Source organism: Streptomyces rimosus subsp. rimosus (genome assembly GCF_000720725.1).
Classification (GTDB): Bacteria; Actinomycetota; Actinomycetes; order Streptomycetales; family Streptomycetaceae; genus Streptomyces; species Streptomyces rimosus_A.
Map to the genome: position 1 here is coordinate 71,697 of NZ_JOCQ01000005.1, position 15,166 is coordinate 86,862.

The 15,166-nt window shown below is 72.8% G+C and carries 13 protein-coding genes; 11 read left to right on the forward strand and 2 right to left on the reverse strand.

Going from position 1 to position 15,166, the window contains the following annotated elements; all coding sequences use genetic code 11:
• The first annotated feature begins 31 nt into the window (after nt 1-31).
• From IH45_RS0104120 to IH45_RS1000000150585, 5 genes are all read left to right on the forward strand, one after another.
• Nucleotides 32-1,057 (forward strand): hypothetical protein, encoded by a 1,026-nt coding sequence (locus IH45_RS0104120; protein WP_030661434.1) that lies wholly within the window; start codon nt 32-34, stop codon nt 1,055-1,057.
• Nucleotides 1,058-1,492: 435 nt separating this feature from the next.
• Nucleotides 1,493-1,990 carry a pyridoxamine 5'-phosphate oxidase family protein gene (locus tag IH45_RS0104125; RefSeq protein ID WP_032916758.1) on the forward strand — a complete coding sequence of 166 codons (498 nt, stop codon included), beginning with the start codon at nt 1,493-1,495 and terminating at the stop codon, nt 1,988-1,990.
• A gap of 67 nt (nt 1,991-2,057) precedes the next feature.
• Complete coding sequence (locus IH45_RS0104130; RefSeq protein ID WP_030661441.1) at nt 2,058-5,231, forward strand: amino acid adenylation domain-containing protein; 3,174 nt, start codon at nt 2,058-2,060, stop codon at nt 5,229-5,231.
• Nucleotides 5,228-6,442: a cytochrome P450 family protein gene (locus IH45_RS0104135; protein WP_030661444.1), complete on the forward strand. Its 1,215-nt coding sequence runs from the start codon at nt 5,228-5,230 to the stop codon at nt 6,440-6,442. The genes IH45_RS0104130 and IH45_RS0104135 overlap by 4 nt, the downstream gene beginning before the upstream one ends.
• Nucleotides 6,443-6,551: 109 nt before the next feature.
• Nucleotides 6,552-7,796, forward strand: coding sequence for a cytochrome P450 (locus IH45_RS1000000150585; RefSeq protein ID WP_030661447.1), 1,245 nt, complete (start codon nt 6,552-6,554; stop codon nt 7,794-7,796).
• Between the two features lie 38 nt (nt 7,797-7,834).
• Here the strand turns inward: IH45_RS1000000150585 and IH45_RS0104150 are convergent, their stop codons facing one another.
• On the reverse strand, nt 7,835-8,557 hold the full coding sequence (locus IH45_RS0104150) for a GntR family transcriptional regulator (protein ID WP_030661450.1): 723 nt from the start codon (nt 8,555-8,557) through the stop codon (nt 7,835-7,837).
• A 159-nt stretch (nt 8,558-8,716) separates the two neighbouring features.
• Between IH45_RS0104150 and IH45_RS0104155 the strand changes: the two genes are divergently transcribed.
• The 3 genes from IH45_RS0104155 to IH45_RS0104165 all read left to right on the forward strand — a co-directional run bounded on the left by IH45_RS0104155 (nt 8,717) and on the right by IH45_RS0104165 (nt 11,078).
• On the forward strand, nt 8,717-9,250 hold the full coding sequence (locus IH45_RS0104155; RefSeq protein ID WP_030661454.1) for a YbhB/YbcL family Raf kinase inhibitor-like protein: 534 nt from the start codon (nt 8,717-8,719) through the stop codon (nt 9,248-9,250).
• 159 nt (nt 9,251-9,409) lie between these two features.
• Entirely contained in the window at nt 9,410-10,240 is an 831-nt protein-coding gene (locus tag IH45_RS0104160) for an SCO6745 family protein (protein WP_107058567.1), read from the forward strand.
• Between the two features lie 124 nt (nt 10,241-10,364).
• On the forward strand, nt 10,365-11,078 hold the full coding sequence (locus IH45_RS0104165; protein ID WP_030661460.1) for a DinB family protein: 714 nt from the start codon (nt 10,365-10,367) through the stop codon (nt 11,076-11,078).
• 84 nt (nt 11,079-11,162) lie between these two features.
• Here IH45_RS0104165 and IH45_RS0104170 read toward each other — a convergent pair whose 3' ends face one another.
• Complete coding sequence (locus IH45_RS0104170; protein WP_078897216.1) at nt 11,163-11,990, reverse strand: alpha/beta fold hydrolase; 828 nt, start codon at nt 11,988-11,990, stop codon at nt 11,163-11,165.
• Nucleotides 11,991-12,139: 149 nt separating this feature from the next.
• Between IH45_RS0104170 and IH45_RS0104175 the strand changes: the two genes are divergently transcribed.
• The 3 genes from IH45_RS0104175 to IH45_RS0104185 all read left to right on the forward strand — a co-directional run bounded on the left by IH45_RS0104175 (nt 12,140) and on the right by IH45_RS0104185 (nt 15,019).
• Entirely contained in the window at nt 12,140-13,012 is an 873-nt protein-coding gene (locus IH45_RS0104175; RefSeq protein WP_030661466.1) for a helix-turn-helix domain-containing protein, read from the forward strand.
• Nucleotides 13,013-13,088: 76 nt separating this feature from the next.
• On the forward strand, nt 13,089-13,586 hold the full coding sequence (locus IH45_RS0104180; protein ID WP_234440417.1) for an SRPBCC family protein: 498 nt from the start codon (nt 13,089-13,091) through the stop codon (nt 13,584-13,586).
• A gap of 407 nt (nt 13,587-13,993) precedes the next feature.
• Entirely contained in the window at nt 13,994-15,019 is a 1,026-nt protein-coding gene (locus IH45_RS0104185; RefSeq protein WP_030661472.1) for a dipeptidase, read from the forward strand.
• Nucleotides 15,020-15,166: the final 147 nt, after the last annotated feature.

The following is a 15,166-nucleotide window of genomic DNA, read 5'->3' on the forward strand; positions in this document are numbered from 1 at the left end:
AATTCGCCCACTCCGATGCCGGGAGTGCCGCATGAGCACGTTCTTGCGTCCGTCCGCCGACCGGGCCGTCATCCGCTGCGACCAGTGCCCGGGACGGCCCGTTCTGGCCACCCACCGGGAGGAGACCGACACCCGCCGCTGCGTACGCTGCCAGGGCGAGCACCGGTGGCTGGCCCAGCCCCACCCCGAGGATCACCTGTGCGCGGTGTGCCGCAGGGAATGTCCCGGCTGTCAGGCGCCCACCTCCAACGGCGAGCGCTGCCGTGCCTGTCGGGACCGCTGCCGTACCTGCGCCGGACCGTTGCCGCAGCGTCCCGCGTACGCCTCCGGCGTTACGCATGTCGAGCCCGGCAAGCGCAGGGACCGCCGCCGCAAGTGGGCGCGGACCTACTTCCCGCGCTCCTGGGACCGGGACCAGTGCGACGCGTGCCAGACTGCGGCGAGTGCGAGAGACCCGCTGCGGGCGGTGTTGGCCGCGCTGCCCGACAAGCTGGTGCTCGCCTGTGGGGGCGCCGTCCCGCCCGCTGTTGTCGACCTCGTCCACGACGAACTCCAGCGGCATCCCGCCGCCCGGATCGCGGCCCGCGTCGAGCGACGCTGGTGGCAGGGCTGGGCCGGCCGTCCGCTCAGGCGGGACGGTGACGGGCGCCGTGACGGGTACGGGCCCGACGATGTCGCGGTGTGGCTGCTGACGCCCACCGCCTGCAACGGCCGGTGCGAGGACGGCTGGTTGCCGGCTCCGCCGGAGCGGCCCGACCGTGACGACGTACCGTGCCCGGTCTGCCGGGGCGGATGGCTGCTGTCCTCCCGGCGCGACGAGCCCGCCGCGGACGACGAGGGGGCCGAGCCGAAGCCTGCCGCGGCACGCTCGCTCGCCGACGCCGTCAGCTACCGGCCCCCGATCCAGGAATGCGCCGGCCGCGGCGGCACCTGCGGACGGCCCGTCACCTCCCCGCACACCCAGTGCCCCGAATGCCTCGACTGGCCCTGGTGCGTCTGCGGGCGCCGCCGCCGCAACCCCGACCGGGCCGCGTGCCCTGCCTGTTCCACGAGTTGAGCGCTGCGGGCCATGCGTTTCCCGTCCGGCGTGACGCCTCTCACGTCCACCGACGGCACCGATCGAGCCGACCTCGGCGTGCCCGACGGGGCCGCGCCGGGCATGCGTTTCAGCCCTGACAGTTCGCCGTTCCGCGCGTCCTCCGCCGGGCCGACGGCTTTCCCGCCGCCGCGCGGGACGGCGCCGCACCGCCGGTAACCCCCGTACGGGACGAGGCGATCGCGGCGCCTCCCCGGCCACGGTTTCCGGCCGCCGGGCACCCCGTACGTCCCTCCCGTCACGCCGCTGCGAAGCGGCTCAAAACCGCTCAAAGCGTATGTTTGGCGGGCATTCGGCCGGGGAGTGATCCCCTCGTTCTCAAGATTGTTATCGCGGCGGCCCCCTCGCAACAGGACCACTTCGGCCGCACTTCCCGACCCGGAGGAGAGCTCTTCCATGCTGCCCGCCATGGCGCGCCACGACCGTGAACGCTTCCTCGCCGAACCGCGCGTCGGTGTCCTGGGCGTCGTCGACACCAGAAGCGGCGGCCGGGCGCCTCTGATCGTGCCGGTCTGGTACGGCTACGAGCCCGGCGGCGAGATCGTGGTCGAGACGGGCCGCCAGACCGTCAAGGCCCAACTGCTGCGCTCCGTAGGGCGGTTCAGCCTCTGCGCGCAGGACGAGGGGCGCCCGTACCGGTTCGTCAGCGTCGAAGGGCCCGTCACGGCGGAGGCCCCGGTGGACCCGGCCGTACGCGAAGCCCTGGCCCACCGGTACCTGGACGCCGAGGAGGCGCGCGCCTACCTGGCGGCGACCGCGGACCAGCTCAAGGACGACGTCGTCTTCCGCATGCGCCCACAGCGCTGGCGCAGCGCCGACTTCGCCGCCTTCGCGGCGGACTTCGCCGAGGGGGCCGCCGCCGAGGGCCCCGGCGAGAGCGGCGCCACGGGCTGAGCGCGCCCGCCTGCGCATCGCAGCACCGTACGCACCGTACGAAAGCCGTTGAAGCGAGAGGGACTTGATGACCGACGTCTACGCTCCGATACGCCCGCTGTTCCGGCCCGCGGCCCAGGCGGCCTCCGGCGCGCCCGCGTCCGGCTACCCCCGGAACAGCCGTATCCAGGAGCTGTTCGAGGCGCAGGCGGCGGCGCGGCCGCACGCCCCGGCGGCCCGGCACGGGGAACGCACCGTGACCTACGGGCAGCTCGACGCCCGCGCCGACGCCTTGGCGGCGCGCCTGACCGCCTGCGGGGCCCGGCCCGGTGACCTGATCGGCGTGTGCGGCAGCCGCTCGCTGGAGGCGCTGGTGGCGCTGGTGGGCATCCTCAAGGCCGGCTGCGCGTACGTACCGCTCGACGAGGACCTGCCACCGGCCCGGCTGCGGGCCATGGCCGAGGACGCGGGACTGCGGATCGCGGTCACCTTGCCGGGCAGCACCCGCCGGGTGCGCGGCTTACGCGCGTCGGTCGAGGCCGGCTCCCTCGACCGGCCCGCCGGCCCGGCGGCGCCCCGGACCGGCCCGCCCCACCCCGGCTCCGCCACCGACTGCGCCTACGTGGCGTTCACCTCCGGTACGACCGGCCGCCCCAAGCCCGTCGCGATCTCCCACCGCGGCGTGGTCCGCCTGGTCCTGTCCGACGCCGAGATACCCCCGCCCGCACCGGGGGACGGGGTACTGCACGCCTACGGCCTGTCCTCCGACGCCTCGACGATCGAGATCTGGGGCGCGCTGCTCACCGGCGCCTGCCTGGTGATCGCCGACCGGGAGGAACTGCTCTCGCCCGCCGCGCTGGAGCGGCTGATCCATGAGCACGGCGTCACCGTGGCGTATCTGACCACGAGCGTCTTCCACCTCGTGGCCCGGACCCGCCCCGAGGCGCTGGCCCGGCTGCGCTTCGTCTCCGCGGGCGGGGAGGCGATGGACCCGCGCCTGGCGAACGCCGTCCTCGCGGCCTGCCCCGGCACCACCGTCGTCAACTTCTACGGCCCGACCGAGAACGCCGTCGTCTCCACCGCCCATGTGCTCAGCCCCCTTCCCGACGACGCGGCACACGTCCCCCTGGGCCGCCCTTTCGGCGCCTCCACCTGCCACGTCGTACGCCCCGACGGCTCGGCCACGCGGCCGGGGGAGGAGGGGGAGCTGTACGTGGGCGGGGACGGGCTGGCCCTGGGATACCTCGGCGACCCGCAACTGACCGCCGAACGCTTCGTCTCGCTCTCTGCCGTGGAGCCGGGCGGCCCCCTGTACCGGACCGGCGACCGGGCCGTACGGCACGCCGACGGACAGCTGGAGTACCGCGGCCGGGCCGACCGCCAAGTCAAGCTGCGCGGCATACGCATCGAACTCGACGAGATAGAGGCCCGATTACGAGCCCACCCCGAGGTCGGTGAAGCAGCCGTCGAAGCCGACTCGGGCTCCCTGACCGCGTACCTCACGGCCACCGCCCCCGGCGGCCTGTTGCCGCTGTCCGCCTTGCGCGCGTACTGCGCCCAGTGGCTGCCCCCGCAGGCCGTCCCGGAGCTGGTGCCCCTGGACCGCTTCCCGGTGACCAGCGGCGGAAAGACCGACCGCGCCCGCCTGAAATCCGCCGCACCCCGTCCGGTCCCGGGCAGCGGCGCCGTAGCGGCGCAGGCCACGGACGAGCCGAAGGCCGAGGGCCTGCTCGGCGTCCTGGCCGAAGTGTGGCAGCGGGTGCTGCGCGTACGGCCCACGCCCCAGGACGACTTCTTCCTCCTGGGCGGCGACTCCCTGCTCGCCTCGGAGACCGTCACCCGCACCCTCGCCGTGCTCGGCCTCGACGCCGCCCTCGGCTCCTCGCTCATCAGGGCCCTGCTGGCCGCGCCCACCCTCGAAAGCTTCACCGCCGCCGTGGACGAGGCCCGGGGCGGCTCCGGCGGGAAAGCGGACGGGCAGCCGGCCGTCGACTTCGTCCGGGAAAGCGAACTCGGCTTCGCCCTCCCGCCCGCCCAAGGCCCGGCACCGCATCCGCACGACCCGAAGAACGTCCTGCTCACCGGCGCTTCGGGCTTCGTCGGCGGCTTCCTGCTGCACCGACTGCTGCGCGCGACGGCCGCCCGCGTCCACTGCCCCGTACGGGCGACGACCCCGGCCCACGCCCGGCAGCGGGTGCACACCGCGCTCTCCCGCTACGGGCTGCACCTCGACGAGGCCGACTGGCAGCGCGTGGAGTGCTTCCCCGGCGACCTGGCCCAGCCGCGGCTCGGGCTCGACGCCGACCACGCCGAAGCCCTGGCCCGCAGCCTGGACCTGGTCGTGCACAACGGCGCGCGGGTCAACTTCCTCTACCCCTACGAGCAGCTGCGCCCGGCCAACGTCGACGGCACCCGCGAGGTCATCCGCATCGCGGCGCCCCGCCGGGTGCCGGTGCACTTCGTCTCGACCGTCGCCGTCGTCGCCGGATTCGGCACCGCCGGGGTGGGCGAGGTGGACGAGGACCTGCCGCTCGCCCACGCCGACGGGCTGACGATGGGCTACGCGGAGAGCAAGTGGGTCGCCGAAGGGGTGCTGCGCCACGCGTCCGCGCAGGGGCTGCCGGTGGCCGTGCACCGGCCGTACGAGGTGACGGGCGACCGTACGCACGGCGCCTGCAACACCGAGACGGCCATCTGCTCGCTGATCAAGATGATCGCCGAGACCGGGCTGGCCCCCGACATCGAGCTGCCGATGGACTTCGTCCCCGTCGACCACCTCGCCGAGTCCGTGGTCCACATCGCCACCCGCCGCCGCGCCGACGGCCGGGTGTACCACCTGACCAACCCCCGCCCGGCCATGCTGTCCGACCTCCTCGACCGGATGCGCGCCGCGGGGTTCACCCTGCGCGTACTGCCGTACGACCAGTGGGTCGGCGAGCTGGTGCGGCACGTCGCGGAGAACCCGACGAGCGCCACGGCGCCGTTCGTGTCCCTGTGCGTGGACCGCAGCCGCAACGCCGACATGTCCGTCAAGGAGATGTACCTCGCGGGCACCTTCCCCGCCCTGGGGCGGCGCAACGCCGAGGAGGCGCTGGCCGGCAGCGGACTGCACTGCCCGCCGGTCGACGCCACACTGCTGGACCGGTACCTGGAGTACTTCTTCACCTCCGGCTACCTCACCCGGCCCGAACCCGCACCGGTCCACGGCAAGTCGTACGCCACGCCCCACACCTCCGCGCCGGGATCGGAGCACACCGTATGAACCATCACGAAGCCCTCATACCGGTCCCGGAGGCCGAGCCCGGTACCGCGGGACCGCCGTGCGCCTACGCCCGCCTGCGGGCCGAGGCACCCGTGGTCAGGGCGCAGCTGCCCAACGGCGAGACGGGCTGGCTGATCAGCCGCTACGAGGACGCGCGCGCCGCGTTCGCCGACCCCCGGCTCGTACGGCCGCTGCTGTCGGCCTGGCCGCCCCGGGAGGGGAGCGACGCCCCGCCGCCGTGCCTGCCCACCTTCCTGGAGATGACCGGCGCCCACCACGAACGCGTGCGCCGTGCCGTCCTGCCGCTGTTCGGCAGGCGACGGCTCGCCTTCATGGAACCCCGCGTCCGGGCGATGGCGGAGGAACTCCTCGACACGATGGTGGCCGGGGCCGACGGGGGAGTGGCGGACCTCGTCGCCTCCTACGCCGAGCCGCTGCCGCTGCGGGTGCTGTGCGCGACCGTCGGCCTGCCGTACGAGGACCGCGGGATCTACCTGCCGCACACCCTCGCGCTCCTCGGCGCCTCCGGTCTGACGATGGAGGAGGTACTCGCGGCCCTGTACGCGCTGCAGGACTATGCGGGCGACCTCATCGCCCGCAAGGAGAAGACGGACGGCGAGGACGAGGACTACATACGGCTGCTGCTGGCACAGGCCCGCCGGCCGGACAGCGGGATCACCCGCGACGACGTCGTCAGCTTCGTCGTCACCATGCTCATGGCCGGTTACAAGACCAACATCCAGCACACGGGCAATGCGCTGCTCGCGCTGCTCACCCGTCCCGAGCAGCTGAAGGCGCTGCGCGAGGCGCCCGAGCGGACCGGCACCGCGGTGGAGGAACTGCTGCGGTACGTCCCGCTCATGAACGCCATCAACATCCTCGTCGCCACCGAGGACTTCACCCTCCACGGACAGCACATCCGCGCCGGGGACGCGGTCGTGCCCGTACCGGCGTCCGCCAACCGCGACCCGGAAGCCTTCGCCGAACCCGACCGCCTCGACCTGACGCGGGCCCCCAACGCGCACCTCGCGTTCGGACACGGCCCCCACGCCTGCACCGGCGGACACCTGACCCGCATGCAGCTCGGAATCGCCGTCCAGGTGCTGCTGGAACGGCTGCCCGGCATCGAACTGGCCGTCCCGGCGGAGACCATCCCCTGGGACGAATCCACCCCGCTGCGCGCACCGGCCCGGCTCCCGGTGCGCTGGTGAGCCTGCCGTACGACCGGTACCGCCGGTCTTCCACCGGCAACGCCGGCCACGACGGTGATGCCGGCAGCTTCGGCAATTCCGGCCATTCCAGGAAAGAGATCCGCACCACGTGACCACTGAGAACCGAACCGCGCAGCCCCAAGCGTCCGCGCCCGACGGAACCCCGTACGACGAGCCCCTTCCGCACTACCCCTTCAGCACCCGGGGCGACCGGCTCGCTCCCGAGCTCGACGAGCTGCGCAGCCGCTGCCCCGTGGCCCGGGTCAGCACCAACTCCGGTGAGCAGGCGTGGCTGGTGACCGACTACGGGCTGGCCCAGCACGTACTGCGGGACCGTGCGTTCGCCCGCTCCGTCCTGGCCGAGGCGGACAGCCCCGCCCAGGACGCACCGATCCTCGCGCCCGAACTGCTCGACGCCATGAACCACCTCCAGCAGGCCGGACTGCGCGCCGAAGTGCTCCGCTCCCTCGGCCGCGACCAGCCCGATCTGCCCGCCGATTGGGTCGCGCGGGTCACCGCCGAAGGGCTGGACGCGATGGTCCGCGAGGGCGCCCCCGGCGACCTCCAACGCCATTTCGCGGAGTGGGTCGCCGCCCAGTGCATGTGCCGGCTCCTCGGCCTGCCCTTCGAGGACCGCGCCTGGCTCGCCGAACGGGCGGACCTGGACCTGACCATGGTCACCCCCACCCCCGGGGAGCTCGCCCGCAACTGGGAGGAGATCCGCGGCTACATGGCCGCGCACATGACCGCCCGCCGCCCCGGCGCACCACGCGGCCTCGTGGACCGCCTGGCCGACCTCAACGCCGCACACCAAGGGCTGACGGAGCGGCAGCTGTCGAACATCGTGACCGTTCTCTTCGTCAGCGGCTACGAGGACTTCGCGAGCTTCCTGGGCGTCGCGGCCTTCAACCTGCTCCAGCACCCCGATGCCGTCAGCGCGGTGCGCGCCGAACCGGAGAGCATGCCGCAGTGCGTGGAGGAGCTGTTGCGGTGCAGCGTCGTCCTGGGCAACGCGATTCCCCGCTTCGTCACCGCCGACGCGCGGATCGGCCCGTCCCAGGTCAAAAAGGGCGACATGGTCCTGCTCTCCCTGGACGCGGTCAACTACGACTCCACCGCGTTCCGCGAGCCGAAGACCTTCGACCCCACCCGCTCACCCAACCCCCACCTGCGCTTCGGTTACGGCCGTCACCACTGCCCCGGCGCCCACCTGGTCCGCCGTCAGTCCGACATCGCCTTCCGGGGCCTCCTCGACCGCCTACCGGACATCCACCTGGCGGTGCCGCCGGCCGAGGTCCCCTGGCTCCCGAACCGCATGGCGATCATGGCGGCCGAGATTCCGGTGGGGTGGTGAGGGGGGCCTCGAAGAGAGGGCTCCAGGAAGAGAGGTCTCTAGGCCCGGGTGCCGTGTGACGTGCCGTCACCCCGGGGTTCGGGGTGGTCGTCGGTCAGCGCGCTCGCGGTCAGGCCGAGGTGCTGGGCCAGGACCGCGGCCGCGGTGTCGGCGTCGCGGGCCAGCGCCGCCTCCTCCAGCCGGCGGTGCTCGTCGGCGCCGTCCCGGTCGGGGTTGCGGTGCGCCGACCAGCGGCGGGCCAGTTCGCTCGCGGTCCACATGCGGTCGAAGGTCTCCAGCAGGACGGGGTTGCCGCACCCCTCCAGCAGCGTGCGGTGGAAAACCCGGTGGGCCTCGGACCAGGCGCTGCTGTAGTGGCGGCCCTCCTCCGCCACGTACGCCGGGGTGCGGGCCAGGCGGTGGTGGGCGGCCCGTACGCGGGCCTCCCAGTCGAGGTCGCCGCGCTCGACGGACATGCGCAGCACGACCGGCTCGACGGTGCGCCGCGCTTCGGCGATCTCCTGCCAGCGGCGGTCGGAGAAGGCGGGGACGGCGAAGCCGCGGTTGTGCAGCCGGTCGGCGAGGCCGTCCCCGACCACCCGCACCAGCGCCTCGCGTACGACGGCCAGGCTCACCCCCTGTTCCCTGGCCAGTTCCTGCGGCTTGAGGGCCTCTCCGGGGGCGTGGTCCCCACGCATGATCGCGTCCCGCAGGCGTGTGTAGACCTGCTCGGAAAGCATCTGTTTTCCCGCGGAGGGGGTGGAGGCGGCGGTCTGTGTCATGACCATCAGCATAGACGGTCGATCCGATAATCGATTATTGGTGTTATCGTCGATGCGTCGAGGCGTTGCGGAGCATCCGCCACGCCCCATGGCCGCCGTCACCATGACCGGCCACGGTCACGGCTCCGGCCGCGGCCGCACGTCGAAAGGAACGACGCGATGAGCGCCAACGACCCGTTCGCCCGCCTCCCCGAGGCAGCCGCCTTCACCGTCACCAGCACCACGGTCACCGACGGCGCCGCCTGGTCCGCCGAGCAGTTCTCCGCCGGCGTCCCCGGCGGCCGGGACCGCTCCCCGCAGCTGTCGTGGAGCGGCGCCCCGGAAGGCACCAGGAGCTACGCCGTGACGGTGTACGACCCGGACGCCCCCACCGGCTCCGGCTTCTGGCACTGGGCGGTCGCCGACATCCCCGCCACCGTCACCGAACTGCCCGAGGGCGCGGGCGACGACACCGGTTCGGGCCTGCCCGGGGGCGCCTTCCAACTCCCCAACGACGCCCGCGCCGCCCGCTTCATCGGCGCCGCCCCGCCCGCCGGACACGGCCCGCACCGCTACTTCGTCGTGGTGCACGCCCTCGACGTCGAGTCCATCGGCGTCCCGGCCGACGCCACCCCGGCCGTCCTCGGCTTCACGATGGCCGGCCACATACTCGGCCGCGCGGTGCTGACGGCCACCGCCGAGATAGCCGCCTGACGGCCACCGCCGAGATACCTGCCCGAGGGCCACGGCCGGGGGCTCGCCGCGATGGCGGCGGGCCCCCGGGCCCCGACGGCGTTCCCACACCTCACCAGGAGAACAACCGCGATGCCTCCGACCACCCTCTCCGGCCATGCCCACCCGACCACCGGGCGCATGGACACGGCCGCCATACGCGAGGTCAGCCTCGCCGTCAACGCGGCCCACCTGTTCATCTACCTCGTCCCCGAAACCGCGGAGGAGGCCGCGAAGCTCGGCGTGACCGACCGCGAACCGGCGTACCTCGCGTTCCGGTCGGCCGCGATGGGCGCGGTCCCGTGGCAGGTCGTACTCGCGGCCTTCTACAACTTCAGCCCCAGATCGGTGCGGTCCATGACGGGCGTGTGGGACGCCGCGTCCCCCGAGCGGTGGCAGGCCGCCCGCTTCGTCGCCGCCGACCGCGCGCTGCGACGCGTCGGCACAGGACTCACGGCCGGACAGATCGCGCAAGCGCGGTCGCTGATCGACCCGGTGGTCGCCGGCGCCGACTACGCGGGCAAGCCGCTGGCCGCCGCGAACGCCTCGGTCGCGCTCCCGGCCGATCCGCTCGTCGCGCTGTGGCAGCAGATCACCGTACTGCGCGAATGGCGCGGCGACGCCCATCTGAGCGTGCTCGCCGGCCATCGCCTCGGGCCGTGCGACTGCCTCGTCATGCACGCCGCGACGGGCCGCGCCCCGGTCGGCATCCTGCGTACGACCCGCCGCTGGAACGACGAGGAGTGGGCCGCGGCGACGGCACGTCTCGTCGCGCGCGGCTGGCTCGACGCCGACGGCACCGCAACCGATGCCGGCGCCGCGGCACGCGAGCGGATCGAGGCCGAGACCGACGAGCACTGCGCCGCGCTGTGGGCGCCGGTCGGCGACGCGGGCGCCCGCCGGCTCGCCTCGCTCATCACGCCGATCGGCGAGGCGTTCACCGCGGCCGGGACCTACGCGGCGCTGCGCTGAACGCGGCGGGCCGTTCCGGCCGCTGCGCGTGATCCGGCGGGCGAGGAAATCCGTCGCGGCCGGTGAGGTACGTCGCTAGCCTCGGTCCACCATGCAGCGCGAGGCGACCGCGAAGGGGGCCGGCATGGAGCCGGAGGGCGTACGGACCGACCGTCTGGGCGTGCTGCTCGCCCAGTTCGACCAGGCCAGGGAGATGGCCCAGGTACGGCTGACGGGGCTGGGCGACGCGGAGTACCTGTGGGAGCCGGTGCCCGGGTGCTGGTCGATCCGGCGCCGGGGCGAGGCGTCGACGCCCAGGGCGTTCGGGCCGGGCGAATGGCTGCTCGACCTGGGCGCCCCGGACATCCCGGCGAGCGAGTACGCCGAGATCGCCCGGCAGGCCGCCGGCGGGATGTCCGTCACCAAGATCGCAGACGACTGGGGCGTGGGCGTCGAACGGGTCGGGCAGGTCCTCGCCCACACCGGGGTCCCGGAGCCCGACGACACACCGGTCACCACCATCGCGTGGCGGCTGGGGCACCTCCACTTCCACCTGGCGGGCCAATGGGAGTGGACCTTCGGCGAACGGCGTCAGGAGCCGAAACTGCTCGTCGACTTCAGCCCCCGCGCCGCCGTCGCGGTCGAACGGTTCTGGGAGCTGATCGACCGCTGGCGCGACAGCGTGGGCGCCGTCACCGACGAGCAGCTCGACACGGTCGGCTTCTCCCAGTACCCGTACAGCTCCGACCCCGACAACCCCTACATCGCCGTACTGTCGGGCACCTGCCTCGAATTCATCCACCACATGGCCGAGATCGCGCTGCTCCGCGACCTCTGGAGGGCTCGCCGCACGTCGTGAGCGAGCGGAGGGCCTGCCGCGCCTGGTGAGCGAGCGCGAGCACGCCCTCCCGGTCCTCGCGTCACGCCCTCCTGGTCCTCCTGCCTACTCGCCGACGGCAGCGAGGAATTCGCCCAGGGCTTCGGCGACCGCCTCGGGAGCCTCCAGAGGCAGCAGGTGCCCGGCCCCGGGGACGGTGGTCATGGTCGCGTGCGGAACGTATGGCAGCAGGCACTCGCGCAGTACGCTGGGCGGCTCGACCTTGTCGTGCTCCCCGGCCAGCACCGCCACAGGGGCGGCGATGCGGCGGGCTTCCCCGGTGACGTCCCGTGCGATTCCGCGCAGCGGCCACTCCGTACGGGCATCGGCCGCAGCGGCGAGGCTGTCCCGGACGACCGTGTCCCGTACCGTCCGTGACACGGCGACAGCGGTCAGGACGTGATCGAGGGCGTGCCCGACGGCCTCCGGCGAGTCGTAGGCGTGGGACAGGCCCCGCCGGTACTCCTCGGTCACGGCCGGAGCCGGCAGCGGGGGAGCAGGCGCGACCAGGAACAGCCCGGCCAGCCCCGCGGGACGCCGGGCCGCGGCCAGCTGGCCGACCTTGCCGCCCATCGAGTGGCCGACGAGGACGAAAGGCCCCGAGACGCATGCCTCGACGATCCTGAGCAGATCGTCGGCGAGCTGATCGAGGTGGTACGGCCCCGGCAGTCCCCGCGAGGCACCCCAGCCGCGCTGATCGAAACGGACCGTGGTCCGCTCCGGCGGCAGACACCGGACCACCTCGTCCCAGGTGCCCGCCGAGCCGCCCCAGTAATGCGTGAAAACCAGCGCGGGACCGCTGCTCCCACCCCCGATCCGTACGTCCAGGGATCCGCCCGCCACAGCCACGGCCCTGGTGGCAGCCGCAGCCACACCATTTGTAGAATTCGACATTCTCGCGCCTCTCCTCAATACCGCGGCAGGTGGCTGAACCCATGGGACACGCGCCGACAGCGCCGTCCGTCCTGCCCACGAATCGTGATGACGAAAACGACGCTATGCCGGTGCATCCACCAGCCCTACGGAAAAGCGACCGACCTCTTGTGAAAAACGGACACTCTGCGGTACGGCAGCTGCGATATCTCCCCGCCGTCGGTGCCTCCTACGGCGTGGAGGTCCTCAGCTTCGCCGCGCTGCGAAAGGCCGACACCGAAAGGCGGCGTACGCAGCTGCAGCGCCCCGACTTCCACGTCCTCGCTCTGATCACCTCGGGCAGCGGCGCCCATGAAGCGGACTTCCGACACCACCGGCTGCACGAAGGCGGCGTCGTGTGGATCAGGCCCGGTGCGGTGCACCGATGGAGCGACGTCGATCGTCTCGACGGCCCTCTGATCCTCTTCCGGCCGGGCTTCCTGCCCGACCCCGGCCTCGAAACCGCGAACGTCACCGCCCCCGCCTGCTGGCAACTGCCGGCCCCGGTCCTCCCGCTGGCCGTGCTGGCCGCCGAGCACCTCGACCGCGAGCACCGCGCGGCGGTGCGGTCACCGCATCTGGCGTCCTCGGCGCTGCTCGCCCACCTCCTGGCGGCACTGCTCCTGCGCGTACTCCCCAAGCCGGCCGCCCCGCCGCCCCCCGGCGCCGCCGGGGACCGGCCGCTCAAGATCTTCCACGCCTACCGCACCGCGGTCGAGGAACACTTCGCCCAATGGCACCAAGTGGCCGACTACGCAAAGGCGCTCGGTTACGACGTACGGACCCTCACCCGCGCGACCCGCGCCACCGCCGGAACCGGCGCCAAGGCATTCCTCGACCAGCGCATCCTGCTCGAAGCGAAACGGCTGCTCGCCCACACCGACCTACCGGTCGGCCGCTGCGCACACCACCTCGGATTCCGCGACACCGGGAACTTCACCACCTTCTTCCGGCGGCAGACCGGACTGGCTCCTACCTCTTGGGCCGATATGGCGCGGAGTTGACCCGCCGGGACCGCGTTCCCGGTCCTCCCGGCACGATGGCCGCATCTTGCCGCGCCCGCGGGAAGTCCGAGACGAGATGACGAGGAGCGTGCACATCGTGGACCAGGAGAACGTGAGCGCCACCCTGACCCTCGCCGCGCCCGCCGAGAAGGTGTTCGCGGTGCTGGCGGACCCGACGGCGCATGCGGCGATCGACGGCACCGGCTGGATCCGGGAACCCGTCGACCGGGCGCCGCTGACCGCGGTGGGGCAGATCTTCCGGATGGCCATGTATCACGCCGATCACCCGGACGGTGACTACCAGGTGGCCAACAAGATCCAGGTACTCGACCCGCCGAGCGCCATCGGCTGGCTGACGGGGCAGGAGAAGGACGACGGCCGCCTGGAGTTCGGCGGCTGGTTCTGGCGTTACGACCTCGTGCCGCTCGGCCCGTCCGGGACGGAGGTCACGCTCACCTACGACTGGTCGGCGGTGCCGCAGTCCATCCGGGAGTACCTGCGGTTCCCGCCGTTCGGTCCCGAACACCTCAGCAACTCGCTGCGGCATCTGGCCGGGCTTGTCTCCGGCGGGTGAGGGACACCCGCCCCGCGTGCCGGGGCGGGCCGCCGACTGCCGGGCCGCCAACTGGCCGAGTCCATCGAGCGGTCCGCCCCCGCCCCGGCCGGTTCGCGGGCGCGTCTGCTCGCGGCGTTCGACAACGGCACCCGCTGCCCCGAATACCGGCCCCACCATGCCGCGCCCTCCCAGCTGCCCTCGATGCCCCGGCATTGTCCGCATGCCCAAAAGGTGACCCGCAAGTTCGTTCCCTCGGACCAACAACCCGGGGGTCTGCCCTGCGTACGCTGCGGCGCAGTTCAGTCTGAATTTCGCGTCCGACCTCGCCTGAGTCCTTCCCGCGCGGCGCTGTGTCCCTTACTCGGGCGGGGGCCGGGTCACATCTGCTCACCTCCACTGCTCACTTCCACACGAAAGGCTCCGTCGTGTCCGTGGACCTGCATCACCGCGCCGTCGTGGCCGATGCCCACAACGACCTCCTCATGGCCGTTGCCGCCCGCCCCCCGGCGAGCTGGGGCAGTTTCTTCCGGGAGCGGTGGCTGCCGCAGCTGCGCGAGGGCGGTATCGGCATCCAGGTCCTGCCGGTGTTCATCGACGATCAGTACCGACCCGAGGGGGCGCTCCGGCAAACCCTCCGCATGATCGAATGTGCCCATGTCCTCGCCGAGGCCAACGCCGATCAGGTCGCCCTGTGCCGCAACGGTGCCGGCATCGACGCGGCCCTCGCCGAGAACAAGATCGCCCTGGTACTCGCCCTGGAGAGCGCGCCGGGCATCGACGCCTCCGTCGAGCTGTTCTCCACCCTGTTCCGGCTCGGCGTGCGGATCGCCTCGATCGCCCATTGGGGACGTACTCCGCTCGCGGACGGCAGCCGGGAGGACGCCACCGGCAGTCGGCTGACCGCCTCCGGGGTCCGGGCGCTGGAGGAGATGGAACGCCTGGGCATCCTCTTCGACATCTCCCACCTGGGGGCGAGCGGCGTCTCCCACGTCCTGGAGCTCGCCACCCGCCCGCTGATCGCCACCCACTCCTGTGCCCGCGCCCTGCGGGATCACCACCGCAACCTCACCGACGACCAGATCCGGGGTGTGGCCGCCACCGGCGGCCTGGTGTGCGTGAACTTCGTGCCGGACTTCCTCACCGACGACCAGGCGGAAGTGAGCGTCGACCGGGTCGTCGACCACATCGAACACGTCGTCTCCGTGGCCGGGATCGACCACGTCGGCCTCGGGTCGGACTTCATCCGCGAGGTCATGGCGGACGTCACCCCGCCCTGCTGCGAGAACGCCGACGACGAGGACCCCCTGTTCGACTTCCCGGGCCTGGAAGGCCCGGCCGGTATGCCGCTGGTCACCGAGGCGTTGATCCGCCGGGGCCTGCCCGAGGAGGACGTCCTGAAGGTGCTCGGCGGGAACCTGCGACGGCTCATGAGCACGTGCATGGGCCCATGAGCAGCACACATGGGCTTGTAAGCACGTACCCGGGCTGAGGTCCGTCCAGCTTTCCAACTCGCTACCGATATGGCTCTGGCCTGCCTGTTCGGCGTTATGAAGCGACCCGATCCGTCGTCCTGCCCCCCGTCAACGCCCCACCGCCCC

What these genes read in the sequence shown, in the direction of transcription:
- IH45_RS0104180 (WP_234440417.1), top strand. Translation starts at nt 13,089, where the DNA reads ATGACGAGGAGCGTGCACATCGTGGACCAGGAGAACGTGAGCGCCACC.
- IH45_RS0104170 (WP_078897216.1), bottom strand. Translation starts at nt 11,990, where the DNA reads ATGTCGAATTCTACAAATGGTGTGGCTGCGGCTGCCACCAGGGCCGTG.
- IH45_RS0104135 (WP_030661444.1), top strand. Translation starts at nt 5,228, where the DNA reads ATGAACCATCACGAAGCCCTCATACCGGTCCCGGAGGCCGAGCCCGGT.
- IH45_RS0104165 (WP_030661460.1), top strand. Translation starts at nt 10,365, where the DNA reads ATGGAGCCGGAGGGCGTACGGACCGACCGTCTGGGCGTGCTGCTCGCC.
- IH45_RS0104160 (WP_107058567.1), top strand. Translation starts at nt 9,410, where the DNA reads ATGGACACGGCCGCCATACGCGAGGTCAGCCTCGCCGTCAACGCGGCC.
- IH45_RS0104130 (WP_030661441.1), top strand. Translation starts at nt 2,058, where the DNA reads ATGACCGACGTCTACGCTCCGATACGCCCGCTGTTCCGGCCCGCGGCC.
- IH45_RS0104155 (WP_030661454.1), top strand. Translation starts at nt 8,717, where the DNA reads ATGAGCGCCAACGACCCGTTCGCCCGCCTCCCCGAGGCAGCCGCCTTC.
- IH45_RS0104120 (WP_030661434.1), top strand. Translation starts at nt 32, where the DNA reads ATGAGCACGTTCTTGCGTCCGTCCGCCGACCGGGCCGTCATCCGCTGC.
- IH45_RS0104150 (WP_030661450.1), bottom strand. Translation starts at nt 8,557, where the DNA reads ATGACACAGACCGCCGCCTCCACCCCCTCCGCGGGAAAACAGATGCTT.
- IH45_RS0104125 (WP_032916758.1), top strand. Translation starts at nt 1,493, where the DNA reads ATGCTGCCCGCCATGGCGCGCCACGACCGTGAACGCTTCCTCGCCGAA.